Raw genomic sequence first — 14,086 nt, forward strand, 5'->3', positions numbered from 1 at the left:
AACCGTCGGGAGCATCGTCATGGAATTGGGCATATCGGGTCGCTGGGCGATTGTCTGCGCCGCCAGCAAAGGCTTGGGGCTGGCCTGTGCGCGAGCCTTGGCGAAGGAGGGCGTGAACCTGGTGATCAACGCCCGTGGCGACGAAACGTTGCAAGCTGCCGCCACAGAATTACGTGGCCTGGCGCCGAGCATCGAAGTGCGCACGGTGGCCGGCGACATCAGCGAACCGGCGGTCCGCGAACAAGTATTGGCGGCCTGCCCGCAGGTGGACATCCTGATCAATAACGCCGGTGGCCCGCCGCCGGGAGACTTCCGCGACTGGCAACGCGAAGACTGGTTGAAGGCGCTGGATGCCAACATGCTCACGCCCATCGAGTTGATCAAGGCCTGTGTCGATGGCATGGCCGAGCGTGGTTTTGGACGCGTCGTCAACATCACCTCCGGTGCGGTGAAGGCGCCGATCGATGTGCTGGGCCTGTCCAACGGCGCCCGCAGCGGCCTGACCGGTTTTATCGCCGGGCTCGCGCGGCAGTCGCGGCTGGCCGGGCACAACGTCACGATCAACAATCTGTTGCCCGGCCCGTTCGAGACCGAGCGTCTGCACAAAACCCTGAGCGCCGCCGCCGAGGCCAATGGTGCCAGCGTTGAGAGCATCAGCGCACAGCGGCGCAAAAATGTGCCGGCCCAGCGTTTTGGCCAGCCCGATGAGTTCGGCGCCTATTGCGCATTCATCTGCAGCGCCCACGCTGGTTTCCTGACAGGGCAAAATCTGTTGCTGGACGGCGGCAGTTATCCCGGCACGTTTTGATCGTTTAAAAGGAGCGCAGGGCAGGTGAGTGTCGATATCGAATGCGTGGTGGTCGGGGCCGGCGTGGTCGGGCTGGCGGTGGCCAGAGCTTTGGCCCGCAGCGGGCGCGAAGTGATTCTGGTCGAAGCCGGCGAGGGCATTGGCGTGGGCATCAGTTCGCGCAACTCGGAAGTGATCCACGCCGGCATCTATTACCCGAGCGGCAGCCTCAAGGCGAAATTATGCGTGGAGGGCAAACAGCGCCTTTACGCCTTTTGTGATGAGCGTGGCGTCGGATATCAGCGACTGGGCAAGCTCATCGTCGCCACTGATGATGTCCAGCGCGGGGCGTTGCAGAAGTTGTTGGAGCAGGGCGCCCGCAACGGTGTCGAAGACTTGCAATGGCTGGACGCCAACCAGGCCCGTGACCTTGAACCGGCGCTGTCCTGCGTCGCCGCGCTCTGGTCGCCTTCCACCGGGATTGTCGATTCCCATGCCCTGATGTTGGCGCTTCAGGCGGATGCCGAGGCCGCCGGAGCGTCGATGGCGTTTCATACGCCACTGATGTCGGCCCGATGCAGTGAACGCGGTTTCGAATTGCAGATGGGCGGCGTCCAGCCGATGACCCTGAGCTGCCGCGAGTTGATCAATTGCGCCGGGTTGTCCGCCCCGCAGGTGGCGAGCCGCATTCAGGGCCTGTCGTCGCAGCACGTGCCAACGGCTCGTTTGTGCAAGGGCAGCTATTTCAGTTTCAGCGGCCGCGCGCCGTTCCGGCACCTGGTTTATCCGGCACCGGAGAGCGCGGGGCTGGGGGTGCACATGACCCTCGATCTGGGTGGTCAGGCGCGTTTCGGACCGGATGTCGAGTGGGTTGATCACATCGATTACCGCGTCGATCCGCGCCGTGCCGATGGTTTCTACGAGGCCATTCGGCGTTACTGGCCCGCCTTGCCCGATGACAGCCTGCAACCGGCCTACAGCGGTGTCCGCCCGAAAATCACCGGCCCGACAGAACCCGCCGCCGACTTCATCATCAGCGACCCCGCCACGCATGGCGTGCCCGGGCTGGTCAATCTGTTCGGCATCGAATCGCCGGGGCTGACCAGTTGCCTGGCGCTGGCCGAGCGGGTAGCGCAGGCACTGGGCGACCGATGATCAGCGTTTGAGCTGCCACGCCTCACGAGGACTATGCTTTGCAGTGCGCCCATCACAATGGGAGACCTCTGATGATTAACGTACGCACAGCCCGCATGCTGGCCGATTACAAACGCTGGGCCGATCAACGTCTCTTTGACAGCCTGGCCGATTTGCCACCGGGCGAGGTCAACAAAGAACGGGTCTCGGTGTTCAAGAACATGATTGGCACGCTGAACCACATCTACGTCGTGGACTGCATCTGGCAGGCCCACCTCGAAGGCCGGGGGCACGGCTTCAAGACTTCGCACGATCTGCTGCATCCCGATCTCGCCGATCTGCGCATGGCACAAAAAGACATCGATCACTGGTACTGCGACTGGAGCGAACGCCAGACCGACGCCTCGCTGGATAAACCCCTGGAGTTCACGTTCGTCTCGGGCGAAAGCGGGACCATGAGCGCCGGCGCGATGCTGCTGCACGTGGTCAACCACGCCAGTTATCACCGTGGCTGGGTGATCCAGATGTACTTCGACATTCCGGCCATGCCGCCGATGACGGACCTGCCGATCTTCCTGCGCGAGACCGATCCGGATTTCAATTCGCTCACCCCCCCGGCAGTGGCGCCGACATGTGTTGGGCAATTCGCGCGCGCAACCAACGTTCTGCCGGATCGTTATCGTTGACCCCGTTCCAGACCATCGACAGTTCGGACAGGTTGATGTCAAACGGCGGGTCGTCGGCGCGTAACTGGCTGCTGCCTTCGATCAGCGCACACGCGGCGTAATCCGGTACCGTGGCGAGCATGTCGGTGCCGGCCAGCAAGGCGCGCAGCCCGGCAAACTGCGGCACCGCCAACACCACGCGGCGTGAACGGCCGATGCGCGCCAGGTCATTGTCGATGGCCCCGGTCAGGTCCCCGGAAAACGACACCAGCGCGTGCGGCCGCTCGCAGTAATCATCCAGCGTCAGGACACCGGGTCGACTGTCACCGCGCAGGATCTTCACGCTCAGGTCGCGCAGTTTCTTGCGCTTGGCGTTGGCCGGCAATTCGGTGGTGTAGCTGATCCCGACGGAAATTTCGCCGCTGGCGAGCATCGACGACATCAGCAGGAAATTCACCCGCCGCACCACTACCACGACGTTCTGCGCCTCTTCGCGGATCTGCTTGAGCAGCGGCGGAAACAGGCCGAACTCGGCGTCGTCGGACAGGCCGATGCGGAACACGTCGCGGCTGGTGGCCGGGTCGAAATCCTTGGCCCGGCTGACCGCCCCGGAAATGGTGTCCATCGCCGGCTGCAACTCCTTGAGAATCTGCAGAGCGCGCTGGGTCGGCTCCAGCACACGACCGTTGCGCACCAGCAGCGGGTCATCGAACAGATCACGCAACTTGGCCAGCGAAGCGCTGACGGCAGGCTGGCCGAGGAACAGCTTTTCCCCGGCCCGGGTCAGGTTCTTTTCGAACATCAGGGTTTCGAAAATCACCAGCAGGTTCATGTCCACGCGGCGCAGGTCGTTGCGGTTCATGGCGGGGCTACTCGCAGGGGGCGGGGTCTTTCCAGTAAAGCACCAAACCTTTGCCAGCGATGGCGTCCGTGAAATCGCCATCGCCGGCAAGCCGGCTCCTACAGGTTTGGTGTGAACCCCACATACCTGAACATCCCGCAATTCTGTAGGAGCCAGGCTTGCCGGCGAAGGCGTTCGTGAAATCGCCATCGCCGGAAAGCCGGCTCCTACAGGTTTGAGTGAGCCCCCATACCTGAACATCCCGCGATTCTGTAGGAGCCAGGCTTGCCGGCGAAGGCGTTCATGAGATCGCCTTCGCCGGCAAGCCTGGCTCCTACATGGGTCGCGTTTGGCGGACGGGTATTCTGATCATCCCCCCTTGCTTATGGCTCAGTCAGCACCTTCCTGAACGTCTCCACCAACGGCCGCAAATTCACCCGATGCCACGCCGCCCACAGCGGCGTGGTAAATGAAATCCACGGCACCTCTCTCAGCACCACACCCGGCGGCGCATTGCGGCTCAAGCCTTTCTGAATCATCGCGATCCCCAGCCCCGACGCCACCAGCCCCAGCGCAGTGAACGGCTCAGTCGCCTCCATGCGGATGTCCGGGGTGAAACCGGCGCGGATGCAGGCGCTGACGAAGTCGTCGCGGCTCGCGCAGTTCTGACGGTGTTGCACGCCGATCCACTCCTGATCGGCTAGATCTGCGGGGGTCAGTTCCGCTTGCAAGGCCAGCGGATGATGCTCGGGCAGCGCCAGCAGCATCGGGTCGTCCAGCACCTGAAAACCCAGCAGGTCCGGATCGTCGGCGACGGGTGGTTCGCTGACCAGTGCGATATCGAGACTACGCTGACGCAGGCCTTCGAGTTGTTCGGCGGAGCTGAGGTTGTACAGCGCGACGTGCACGTTCGGCCGGTCGACCCGCAGCACGCGCAGGGCATTGGGCAAGACGCCGGCGTGCATGGCGTTTTCGATGTAGCCGATGCACAGGCCGCCTTCTTCACCGCGACCCAGGCGTTTGCCGAGGGATTCCAGGCGATTGGCGTGGGTCAGCAGGGCGCGGGTTTCGGCGAGAAAGGTCTGGCCGTCGCGGGTCAGGCGGATGCGTTGCTGGCTGCGCTCGAACAGGGTCAGGCCCAGGCGTTCCTCAAGCTGGGCGATCTGCCGGCTCAGGGGCGATTGGGAAATATGCAGGCGTTCGGCGGCGCGACCGACGTGTTCTTCTTCGGCGACGGCGACGAAGTAGCGCAATTGGCGGATGTCGATCATGTCAGACCTATAGGGACTCAAGTGCTGCGCATTATGTCTTGGACGGTCCGATCCTCGCAATCTAGGATTGGCTCAACGGTAAAGCAAACACCGCTCTTTGTAGGAGCCGGCTTGCTGGCGATTGAAGCGACGAGGTGTGCCTGACAGGACGCCATCGTCGGAACGCCGCCCGCAGCAAGCCGGCTCCTACAGGTTTACGAGACATTCGAGAGGATTTTTTCATGAGTTTGAAAGACAAACTGTCCGGCGCGCTGGGTTTCGGTACCGCCCCATTGGGCAATATGTTCCGCGCCATCCCTGAAGAAGAAGCGCTGGCCACCGTGCACGCGGCCTGGGATGCCGGCGTGCGTTACTTCGACACCGCACCGTTTTACGGTTCGGGCCTGTCGGAAATTCGCTTGGGCGCCGCGCTGTCCCAATACAACCGCGACGATTATGTGCTGAGCAGCAAGGTCGGGCGGGTGATTCTGGATGAAGTCGAAGACGCAGCCGCCCGTGATCTGGGTGAGAAGAGCGGCGTGTTCGAACACGGCCGCCCGAACAAGATCGTCAACGATTACAGCGCCGACGCGACGATGCGTTCCATCGAAGACAGCCTCAAGCGCCTGCAAACCGATCGTCTGGACATCGTCTGGGTCCACGACATCGCGCAGGACTTCTACGGTGATCAATGGCTGGAATACTTCAACCAGGCCCGCACCGGCGCGTTCAAAGTGTTGACCCGTTTGCGCGAAGAAGGCGTGATCAAGGGGTGGGGCCTGGGCGTGAACAAGGTCGAACCGTGTGAGCTGACCCTCGACTTGACCGAAGCCCAGCCGGACGGTTTTCTGTTGGCGGGCCGCTACACGCTGCTTGATCACGACCGTGCCCTGCAACGCCTGATGGATGCCGCGCTGGCGCAGAACGTCGAGATCGTGGTCGGTGGTCCCTACAGCTCGGGGATTCTGGCCGGCGGCGCGCACTTCGAATACCAGAAGGCCAGCCCGGCGATCATCCATAAAGTCGAGCAGATCAAACGTATCGCGGCGGCTCATGGCGTCGACATCAAGGCCGCTGCATTGCAGTTCTCCCTCGCTAACCCGGCCGTTGCCGCCGTGATTCCAGGTTCCAGCCGTCCGGACCGGATTGCTGAAGATGTGGCTGCGTTGTCAGCCGCCATTCCCGCTGCATTCTGGCAAGCCATGCGCGACGCGAAACTGGTGTCCGAACGCGCTCCATTACCCCTCGCAGGAGTTTGAGCATGAAGATCGATCTGACTGGAAAACTCGCCATCGTCAGCGGCAGCACCGCCGGCATTGGCCTGGGCATCAGCAAGGCACTGGCCGAGTCCGGTGCGACGGTGGTGGTGATCGGCCGCGAGACGGCCAAGGTCGAGCAGGCGCTGGCGAGCATCCGCCAGAGTGTGCCGGGCGCGCAACTGCGTGGCCTGACCGCCGACCTCGGCACCGCCGAAGGTGCCGAGCAGTTGTTCGCCGCCGAGCCGCGAGCAGACATTCTGGTGAACAACCTCGGGATCTTTAACGAGGTGGATTTCTTCGACACGCCGGACAGCGAGTGGACGCGGTTCTATGAGGTCAACGTGATCTCCGGTGTGCGCCTGTCGCGGCATTACGTGCCGGACATGGTCAAGCAGGGCTGGGGCCGGGTGATTTTCCTGTCCTCGGAATCCGGGATTGCAATCCCGGCGGACATGCTCAACTACGGCGTGACCAAAAGCGCCAACCTCGCGGTGTCTCATGGCCTGGCCAAACGGCTGGCGGGCACGGGCGTGACGGTGAATGCGATCCTGCCAGGCCCGACGTTGACCGATGGCCTGGAGCAGATGCTCAAGGAAGCCACGGCTGAATCGGGGCGCAGTGTGCGCGAAGAAGCCGATGCGTTCGTGCGCAAGGCCCGGCCGACGTCGATCATCCAGCGCGTGGCAGACGTCGAGGAAGTCGCCAACCTGGTGGCTTACATCGCTTCACCGCTGTCATCGGCCACGACCGGTGCCGCCCTTCGAGTCGACGGCGGTGTCGTCGACAGCCTGGCGATCTGAATTTTTTTATTGAGGAGAGAGGACTGCATGGCAACTGCATCAGCGTTTATCGACATCCCGGCTTCGGCCGACAAGGTTTGGCAATTGATCGGCGGCTTCAACTCGTTGCCGGACTGGCTGCCGTTTATTCCCAAAAGCGAACTGAGCGAAGGCGGGCGGGTGCGCAGTCTGCAAACCGCCGATGGCGCGGTAGTGGTGGAACGGCTTGAGTCGTTTGATAACGCCGGGAAGACGTATAGCTACTCGATTTTGCAGGCACCGTTTCCGGCGACGGATTACCTGGCGACGATCCGCGTTGAAGCGCAGGGCGAGGGCGCCCGGGTGACCTGGTCGGGGCGGTTTGCACCGGTCGGTGTGACCGAAGATGAAGTGGCGGCGTTGTTTGCCGGAATTTACCAGGGTGGCCTCCAAGCCCTGCGGGCCAACTACCCCGTGTAAACCCGATCCCCTGTAGGAGCCGGCTTGCTGCGGGCGGCGTTCCGACGATGGCGTCTGCAAAATCGCCATCGCCGGCAAGCCGGCTCCTACAGGTTTTGTGTTAACCCAACATCCCGAACATCCCCCGATCCTGTAGGAGCCAGCTTGCTGGCGATAGCGCCCGCAAAATCGCCATCGCCAGCGAGCCGGCTCCTACAGGTTTTGTGTTAACCCAATATCCCGAACATCCCCCCAATTCTGTAGGAGCCAGGCTTGCTGGCGATAGCGCCCGCAAAATCGCCATCGCCAGCAAGCCGGCTCCTACAGGTTTTGTGTTAACCCAACATCTCGAACATCCCCCCAATTCTGTAGGAGCCAGGCTTGCCGGCGATGGCGTCCGCAAGATCGCCATCGCCGGCAAGCCGGCTCCTACAGGGGGGGCTGTGTCAAGTCTGGGCAATCAGGCTCTGTCGGCAATCGAGCACCAACCGTGCGCCGCCCGATTCGCTGTCAGCCACTTCAAGCGTAAACCCATGCAGGCTGACAATCGCCGCGACGATCGACAAGCCCAGCCCGAAGCCGCTTTGCTGATTGCCGCCCTCGGCGCGATAGAAGCGCTGAAACACCGCCTCGCGCTCGGCCAGCGCAATGCCGGGGCCGGAGTCGAGCACTTCGATCCGCGTATGCCGACCTTCGTTGATCCCACGCAAAATCACCTCGCCCCCCGGCGGCGTGAATTTGATCGAGTTACTCAACAGGTTGGCCACCGCCTCAAACAACAACGCCCGGTCGCCGTTCAGCGGCGGCAGGGTGCCAGGCAATTGCAGCTTGAACGTCAGTTCGCCTTCTTCCGCCAACGGCAGATAAAAGTCGTGCAGCTCCTGCAACAAGGGCACCGGATCCAGCTGCACAAAACCGGAACGCCGCTGGCGATCCTCCAGCTCGGAAATTCGCAGCAACCCGCGAAAACGCGCCATCAGCGTATCCGCTTCGGCGAGCACCGAATCGAGTTGTGTCGCTTCTGCCGACCCTTCGCCAGCCTGTTGCTGCATGCGGTACAACTGCGCCCGCAAGCGGGTCAGCGGCGTGCGCAAGTCGTGGGCGATGTTGTCGCACACGCCCTTGACCTCGTTCATCAAACGCTCGATGCGTTCGAGCATGGCGTTGACGATGGCGGCGAGCATGTCCAGTTCGTCGCGGCGATTGGACAGCGGCAAACGTCGGGTCAGGTCACCGGCAACAATCGCTTCGGCGCTGGCCTGAATCCCACGAATGCGTCGCAACGGTCGACGGCGCAACAGGTGCCATCCGACGATGCCCGGCAAAATAGTCAGGGTCACACCCCAGAAAAGCGCGTGCAGAATGATGCGGGTCACGGCGAACAGCGAACCGTTGTCGCGCACCAGAATCAGCCAGCGACCGTCCCGTGTCTGGGTCGCCACGGCGTCGCAACTGTCGGCGGGCAGCGTCGGGTCATCGGAGTCGGCGCAGTCGCTGAGCATGTGGATCTTGCCGTCCAGCGGCAAACCTTTAGGAATGTGGCGCAGGGCACCGTTGAGGTAGCGATGCTCGGCATCGAACAGGCCGTAGGCATCGATGCCGCGAATATCGAAGGTCATGCTGACGGCGAGGGCGTCCAGCAGTTGCTCGCCGGAAAAGCGTGAAAACAAATGCTGACGTTGCATCAGCGAGTGCTTGGCCAGGTTGTCCAGGTAGGCGGACACCTCGTAATACATGACCCCCATGAGAATCCCGCTCCAGAGCACGAACAGCGAACTGTAGAGCGCCAGCAACCGGCTGCTGGAAGAGCGCCAGCCTTTAGAGGGGTTCGGCAATGACATAACCCGAGCCTCGCACGGTCCGAATCAGTGGGACATTGCCGGGCGGGTCGATCTTCTTGCGCAGGCGGCCGATGTGCACGTCGATCAGGTTGGTGCCGGGGTCGAAGTGATAACCCCAGACCTCTTCGAAAATCATCATCCGCGACAGAATCTGCCCGGTGTTGCGCATCAGGAATTCCAGCAACTTGTACTCGGTGGGCAACAGCGTCAGCAACTGGCCGTCGCGGCTGGCTTCGTGGCTGATCAGGTTCAGTTCCAGGTCCGCGACCCGCAGCGTGGTGGCCTGGGCGGTCACGGTGTTCTGCCGGCGCAGCAGCACTTCGACACGGGCGGCCATTTCATCGGTGGCAAACGGTTTGGTCAGGTAATCGTCACCGCCGGCACGCAAACCGCGCACGCGTTCATCGACATCGGAGAGGGCGCTGATCATCAGGATCGGCGTCGCCACGCCCATGGTCCGCAGCGTCGTGACAATCGCCAGGCCATCGAGCTCGGGCAACATGCGGTCGAGGGTGATCAAGTCATAGTTGCCGTTGACCGCGCGCTCCAGACCTTCACGGCCATTGTCGACCCAATCCACGTCGAGGCCGTGGCTGCTCAGTTCGGCGACGATCTCCCGGGCGGTCACGGCGTCGTCTTCGATGGTCAAGATGCGGGTCATAGGGCGGACCTGATAGTCAGTTCAAGGCAAGTGTGTGGGCATTCTGCCAAGAAATGCCGGCGACTTTTTAAATTAACTTTCATGTGGCTCATGGAGCGGCCCGGAACATTGATATCATCTGGCCACAACCTTGAAAGGGAGTTCGACTGTGCGCACTTTGATTCGCCGTGGCGGGATGTCGATTGTTGTGTTGTTGCTGTGTGTCATCAGCGGGAGTGCCTTGGCGGGAAACACTCCGTGTTCGGGGAAGAAGGGCGGTATCGATCGTTGTGATGGCGACCTGTTTCTGTGTAATGACGGCTCTATCAGCGCCTCGAAGAAAAGCTGCTCGGCACTTTATGGCGGTTCAAGCCAGGCTCGCCCGCAAACCTTATTGAAGAGCTCCGATGGTTGCACCTGCGGCTCAGGTTCGTTTTGCACCGGCCCACGAGGCGGGGTGTATTGCCTGACACCCAGCGGCAACAAGAGCTACAAGCGCAAGTAGCTCATCTGCAATGCATAAAAAATCGCGAGCAGGCTCGCTCCTACAGTAAACCGCGTTCTCCTGCTGTCAGGTGCAACACTATTCAATCGGTGTACTCATAAATGCCTCAAGCCCCTCGGCATAGTCGGTAAACGCACTGATCAGCGGAAACTGCCAGGCATCCACCTGATCCGGCACCACCAGACGGGTAAAGCTCCAGGCCACCGCCAATGTAATCCCGTCCTGATCAATCGAACCGTCAGTCTTCAACGGTCGCAGTTCCAGCTCCCGTTCCAGTGCCGAATACGCGGCCGCCAATTGCCCCTCGACCCGTTCCACCCACGGCTCGAACTGAATTTCCGCGGGCCGCAGGTTGCGCTCGTAATAAAGTTGCACCGACTTCTCGCAGGCTGCCAACGCCAGGCCGATCAAGCGTAACGAGCGCAGGCGTTGGTTCAGGTCCTCTGGCATCAGGCTGTTACCCGGTCCGGCCAGTGCCTCCAGGTAATCGATGATCAACGTCGAGTCGATCAACACCTCGCCGTCATCCAGCACCAGCGTCGGCGCCTTGACCACCGGGTTGATCTGCTGGAACTGCTCGAAGTGCCGAAACACCGAAACCGACTGATGTTCGAGGTCGATGCCCAGGCGTTTGGCGGAAATGGCAACGCGTCGCACGTAGGGCGAATCCAGCATGCCGATCAGCTTCATTGAACCTCTCCTCAAGATTTGCCATTTCGGGAGGACAACCTTAGCTGAGGTTCATTGCCCTGCAAATGTGCTCGGTAAACACCACCGTTGAGGCCATTTGTCTTCTATATACAGCCGCTCGGTTGAATTTCTTGCTATAAACGCACTCCGATAACCACCGTAAAGGCTGACATAGAGCACTTTCGGGGCTTTGTCGGACAAATTCGCTGTCTTTTCAGTTGCTGAGGCCTCAAGTCGGCCTTAGACTGCCGCCCCTCGTAAATTGAGTGCCGGGTGGCGCTTGGAATAAACGGCGCCTTTCCGATGGCCAGACCAGGTCCGCCGGAACGCTCCCTAATTCGCCTTAATGCACGTTTTTTTATAGAGATATCAATGACAAAGGACAAGTTGCTGGCCATGCCGGCGGATGACTACATGAATGCCGAGCAACATGCTTTTTTCTCTGAGCTGTTGCAGAACATGAAAGTCGAAACCCATGAGCGCATCGAACAGAATCGCATCGCCATCGAGAGCCTGGACACCCCGGCCGATCCGGCTGACGCAGCTTCTGTCGAAGAAGAGCGCACCTGGCTGGTGAACGCGATCGATCGCGACCAGCGCATGCTGCCTCAGTTGGAACAGGCGCTGGAGCGCATCAAGGAAGACAGCTTCGGCTGGTGCGACGACAGCGGCGAGGCCATTGGCCTGAAGCGTCTGCTGATCAGTCCGACCACCAAGTACTGCATCGAAGCGCAAGAGCGTCACGAACAGATCGACAAGCACCAGCGTCAGGCCTGATTTCGTAGCGCCCCGCATCGCGGGCAAGCCTCACTCCTGAAGGAGCAAGGCTTGCCCGCGATGCTTTTTTTCGTCTGCGAAAAACCTCGCGCACTTCTATTGATCTGCTGCAACGACCACTACTAATGGACCATGGATAATCGCCCTCTAGTGGCGTTTAATGCAGTCACAACAATTAGAAGACGCATGGGGTGACGAAGATGACGAGAGACGGATCTCTGGTTGGGGCATTGCCTGCACCAGTGTTTGCACCGAAGACCCGCTGGCTGACGCCGACGCTGCAAAGCATCGCCCTGATGCTCTTGCTGTGCGGCATGACGCTGGGTGGCTGGCCGCTTTACGTTGGCTTGCCGTTGGCCGTCCTGATTATCTGGCTACCTCGGCTACGTTCTCGTGCCATTCCCTTAGAACCATCTGCCGACAACTCCAGCGCCATCGCCGAACTGACTCGCGATCTTTCCTACACCACCAGTCACAACGCCTTGTCGGCCGCCGGCGTGGCCTTTTCGGTCAAGCAACTGGCCGACAAACTGCAATCGCAACTCGGTGCCGCGGCACAGATTGTCAGCAACGCTGAAGTGATGATCGCCACCGAACAAGCCACCTCGACACTCAGTCGAACGGCCCTCAGTGCCGCCAGCGAAGCGCATCAGAGCAGCGCGGCAGGGCGCACGGAGCTGGTCGAATCCATCACCCGCATGCATCAACTCAGTCAGCGCGCCAGCAACAGCCGTGAGCTGATCGAAGCCCTGAGCCTGCGCAGCGACGATATCCAGCGGGTCACGCTGGTGATCCAGTCCATTGCCAGCCAGACCAATCTGCTGGCATTGAACGCGGCCATCGAAGCGGCCCGGGCCGGGGAGCACGGTCGCGGGTTCGCGGTGGTCGCCGACGAGGTCCGCGGCCTGGCTGCGCGCACAGCGACGGCGACCGGCGAAGTCGGCGAGATGGTCGCCGATATCCAGCAACGCACCGCGCAAGTGGTGGAGCAGATCCGGCAGCTGTCCAGCGACCTCGACATCGGTGTCCAGCAGGTGGAACACACCGGCCAGCACCTGGAAAACATTGCCCGCCTGGCGGCAGGCGTCGAAAGTCAGGTCGGCGATATTGCCAAGGGCGCCGACACCAACCGCGAACAACTCGACAGCCTGTTTCACGCCATCGAGCAGATGCGCAGCGATCTGGCGATCAGCGATCAACAGACTCAGCGTCTGGCGCAAGCCGCGGTGCAAATGGAAGGTCAGGCCGAAACCATCAGCGAGCGTCTGGCCGAGGTCGGACTGGATGACTATCACCAGCGGATTTATGACCTGGCCCGCGAAGGCGCGCGTCAGATTACGGCACGCTTTGAGGCGGATATCGACCAGGGGCTTGTCAGTCTCGATGACTTGTTCGACCGCGGTTATCAGGCCATTCCTGACACCAGTCCGGCCAAGTACCAGACCCGTTTCGACCGCTACACCGATAAGGTTTTGCCGGCGATTCAGGAACCGTTGCTGCCGCGCCATGAAGGCCTGGTGTTTGCCATCGCCTGCACGCAGCAAGGTTATGTGCCGACCCATAACAAGGTTTTCAGTCAGCCACTGACTGGTGATGCGCAGGTCGATACGCTGCAAAACCGCACCAAACGCAAATTTGCCGACCGTACCGGGATTCGTTGTGGCAGCCATCAACAGGCTGTTTTGTTGCAAACCTATACGCGGGACACGGGGGAGTTGATGCACGATCTTTCGGTGCCGATCATGCTCAAGGGGCGGCATTGGGGTGGTTTGCGGTTGGGGTATAAGCCGCAGGGTGCTCGCTGATAGGTATTGTTTTAGGGGCGTGTGTGTATCCGTTTCTGCGGTGATGGCGGCTATTGGTTTCGCCCTTACGGCGAGTCACTTGGAAAAGCGCCAAGTAACCAAGCGCTTTTGCCCCTTTCGTTCGGTGGCTCGCTAATGCTCGCCATGCCCTCGCTCCGGTCCTGCTCCGTGGGCCCGCCGCCATCGGCCATCCTTGGCCGGGTTGCCCACTGCGCAGAACCTCCACTCGGCCTCTCGAGGGGGCGACTACCGCCACAGCCGCCGAGGCGGCCTGAAAGCCGACCTGGCTCTTCAGCTGTCCGCGTTGTCCTTCTCTGATGCGTTCACTCATTTCGGACATGTACACCAAACCCCTGTAGGAGCCGGCTTGCTGGCGATGGCGTCCGTCCCGCCAATAATAAATGCGTCGACTGACCCACCGCTGTCGCCAGCAAGCCGGCTCCTACAATGGATTGGGTTCACACGATTCAAAATTGTAGGAGCCAGCTTGCTGGCGATGGGCGCCAACGATAACGCGGGCTGTCTGAATGAACGCGTTGTCCCGACGCTTTTCGCGGGCAAGCCTCGCTCCTACAGGGAATCGCGTTTGCTTTTGATTTCCACCACTCATCAGGCCGAGCGTTAGCTCGCCTTCAGCTTTTGATCTGAGCGCCCCCTCGAGAGGCCGAGTGGAGG

The 14,086-nt window shown here is 61.2% G+C and carries 15 protein-coding genes; 9 read left to right on the plus strand and 6 right to left on the minus strand.

The annotated features are described in order from the left end of the window. Positions 1-19 precede the first annotated feature (19 nt). The 3 genes from IB245_RS28220 to IB245_RS28230 all read left to right on the plus strand — a co-directional run bounded on the left by IB245_RS28220 (position 20) and on the right by IB245_RS28230 (position 2,607). The gene (locus IB245_RS28220) at positions 20-808 is read left to right on the plus strand and encodes an SDR family oxidoreductase (RefSeq protein ID WP_008043517.1); all 789 of its coding nucleotides are present in this window, start codon (positions 20-22) and stop codon (positions 806-808) included. Positions 809-832: 24 nt separating this feature from the next. Beyond that, positions 833-1,942 (plus strand): NAD(P)/FAD-dependent oxidoreductase, encoded by a 1,110-nt coding sequence (locus IB245_RS28225; RefSeq protein WP_192496276.1) that lies wholly within the window; start codon positions 833-835, stop codon positions 1,940-1,942. Between the two features lie 71 nt (positions 1,943-2,013). Continuing rightward, positions 2,014-2,607: a DinB family protein gene (locus IB245_RS28230; RefSeq protein ID WP_192496277.1), complete on the plus strand. Its 594-nt coding sequence runs from the start codon at positions 2,014-2,016 to the stop codon at positions 2,605-2,607. Here the strand turns inward: IB245_RS28230 and IB245_RS28235 are convergent. Then, positions 2,528-3,448 carry a LysR substrate-binding domain-containing protein gene (locus IB245_RS28235; protein WP_008043533.1) on the minus strand — a complete coding sequence of 307 codons (921 nt, stop codon included), beginning with the start codon at positions 3,446-3,448 and terminating at the stop codon, positions 2,528-2,530. The genes IB245_RS28230 and IB245_RS28235 overlap by 80 nt on opposite strands. Positions 3,449-3,810: 362 nt before the next feature. Continuing rightward, the gene (locus tag IB245_RS28240; RefSeq protein ID WP_008043535.1) at positions 3,811-4,698 is read right to left on the minus strand and encodes a LysR substrate-binding domain-containing protein; all 888 of its coding nucleotides are present in this window, start codon (positions 4,696-4,698) and stop codon (positions 3,811-3,813) included. 221 nt (positions 4,699-4,919) lie between these two features. Here IB245_RS28240 and IB245_RS28245 point away from each other — a divergent pair, with 221 nt between their 5' ends. From IB245_RS28245 to IB245_RS28255, 3 genes are read left to right on the plus strand one after another with little or no spacing between them, the layout of a single operon-like run. Beyond that, positions 4,920-5,936, plus strand: coding sequence for an aldo/keto reductase (locus tag IB245_RS28245; RefSeq protein WP_192496278.1), 1,017 nt, complete (start codon positions 4,920-4,922; stop codon positions 5,934-5,936). 2 nt (positions 5,937-5,938) lie between these two features. After that, positions 5,939-6,736 carry an SDR family NAD(P)-dependent oxidoreductase gene (locus IB245_RS28250; RefSeq protein ID WP_192496279.1) on the plus strand — a complete coding sequence of 266 codons (798 nt, stop codon included), beginning with the start codon at positions 5,939-5,941 and terminating at the stop codon, positions 6,734-6,736. A gap of 27 nt (positions 6,737-6,763) precedes the next feature. Further along, positions 6,764-7,174 (plus strand): SRPBCC family protein, encoded by a 411-nt coding sequence (locus IB245_RS28255; protein ID WP_192496280.1) that lies wholly within the window; start codon positions 6,764-6,766, stop codon positions 7,172-7,174. Between the two features lie 425 nt (positions 7,175-7,599). Here the strand turns inward: IB245_RS28255 and IB245_RS28260 are convergent, their stop codons facing one another. Next, positions 7,600-8,994 (minus strand): sensor histidine kinase, encoded by a 1,395-nt coding sequence (locus IB245_RS28260; RefSeq protein WP_192496281.1) that lies wholly within the window; start codon positions 8,992-8,994, stop codon positions 7,600-7,602. Beyond that, positions 8,972-9,655 (minus strand): response regulator transcription factor, encoded by a 684-nt coding sequence (locus tag IB245_RS28265; RefSeq protein WP_008028105.1) that lies wholly within the window; start codon positions 9,653-9,655, stop codon positions 8,972-8,974. The genes IB245_RS28260 and IB245_RS28265 overlap by 23 nt, the downstream gene beginning before the upstream one ends. A gap of 148 nt (positions 9,656-9,803) precedes the next feature. Between IB245_RS28265 and IB245_RS28270 the strand changes: the two genes are divergently transcribed. Then, the gene (locus tag IB245_RS28270) at positions 9,804-10,139 is read left to right on the plus strand and encodes a hypothetical protein (RefSeq protein ID WP_318652988.1); all 336 of its coding nucleotides are present in this window, start codon (positions 9,804-9,806) and stop codon (positions 10,137-10,139) included. Positions 10,140-10,217: 78 nt separating this feature from the next. Here IB245_RS28270 and IB245_RS28275 read toward each other — a convergent pair whose 3' ends face one another. Further along, the gene (locus IB245_RS28275; RefSeq protein ID WP_192496282.1) at positions 10,218-10,829 is read right to left on the minus strand and encodes a glutathione S-transferase; all 612 of its coding nucleotides are present in this window, start codon (positions 10,827-10,829) and stop codon (positions 10,218-10,220) included. A 372-nt stretch (positions 10,830-11,201) separates the two neighbouring features. Here IB245_RS28275 and IB245_RS28280 point away from each other — a divergent pair, with 372 nt between their 5' ends. Both IB245_RS28280 and IB245_RS28285 read left to right on the plus strand, forming a co-directional pair. Beyond that, complete coding sequence (locus IB245_RS28280; protein WP_007907888.1) at positions 11,202-11,606, plus strand: TraR/DksA family transcriptional regulator; 405 nt, start codon at positions 11,202-11,204, stop codon at positions 11,604-11,606. Positions 11,607-12,187: 581 nt separating this feature from the next. After that, entirely contained in the window at positions 12,188-13,411 is a 1,224-nt protein-coding gene (locus IB245_RS28285) for a methyl-accepting chemotaxis protein (protein WP_412548050.1), read from the plus strand. Positions 13,412-13,853: 442 nt separating this feature from the next. On the opposite strand, the gene IB245_RS29160 is transcribed toward IB245_RS28285, so the two are convergent. Further along, positions 13,854-14,086 (minus strand): hypothetical protein (locus IB245_RS29160; protein ID WP_225610019.1); only part of this gene is annotated, 233 nt, incomplete at its 5' end.

This window comes from Pseudomonas sp. PDM02 (genome assembly GCF_014852285.1).
Taxonomy (GTDB): Bacteria; Pseudomonadota; Gammaproteobacteria; order Pseudomonadales; family Pseudomonadaceae; genus Aquipseudomonas; species Aquipseudomonas migulae.

Excerpts from the sequence above, each read along its gene's own strand:
- IB245_RS28220 (WP_008043517.1), top strand. The coding sequence starts at position 20 with ATGGAATTGGGCATATCGGGTCGCTGGGCGATTGTCTGCGCCGCCAGC.
- IB245_RS28230 (WP_192496277.1), top strand. The coding sequence starts at position 2,014 with ATGATTAACGTACGCACAGCCCGCATGCTGGCCGATTACAAACGCTGG.
- IB245_RS28235 (WP_008043533.1), bottom strand. The coding sequence starts at position 3,448 with ATGAACCGCAACGACCTGCGCCGCGTGGACATGAACCTGCTGGTGATT.
- IB245_RS28240 (WP_008043535.1), bottom strand. The coding sequence starts at position 4,698 with ATGATCGACATCCGCCAATTGCGCTACTTCGTCGCCGTCGCCGAAGAA.
- IB245_RS28245 (WP_192496278.1), top strand. The coding sequence starts at position 4,920 with ATGAGTTTGAAAGACAAACTGTCCGGCGCGCTGGGTTTCGGTACCGCC.
- IB245_RS28250 (WP_192496279.1), top strand. The coding sequence starts at position 5,939 with ATGAAGATCGATCTGACTGGAAAACTCGCCATCGTCAGCGGCAGCACC.
- IB245_RS28255 (WP_192496280.1), top strand. The coding sequence starts at position 6,764 with ATGGCAACTGCATCAGCGTTTATCGACATCCCGGCTTCGGCCGACAAG.
- IB245_RS28260 (WP_192496281.1), bottom strand. The coding sequence starts at position 8,994 with ATGTCATTGCCGAACCCCTCTAAAGGCTGGCGCTCTTCCAGCAGCCGG.
- IB245_RS28265 (WP_008028105.1), bottom strand. The coding sequence starts at position 9,655 with ATGACCCGCATCTTGACCATCGAAGACGACGCCGTGACCGCCCGGGAG.
- IB245_RS28275 (WP_192496282.1), bottom strand. The coding sequence starts at position 10,829 with ATGAAGCTGATCGGCATGCTGGATTCGCCCTACGTGCGACGCGTTGCC.
- IB245_RS28280 (WP_007907888.1), top strand. The coding sequence starts at position 11,202 with ATGACAAAGGACAAGTTGCTGGCCATGCCGGCGGATGACTACATGAAT.
- IB245_RS28285 (WP_412548050.1), top strand. The coding sequence starts at position 12,188 with ATGATCGCCACCGAACAAGCCACCTCGACACTCAGTCGAACGGCCCTC.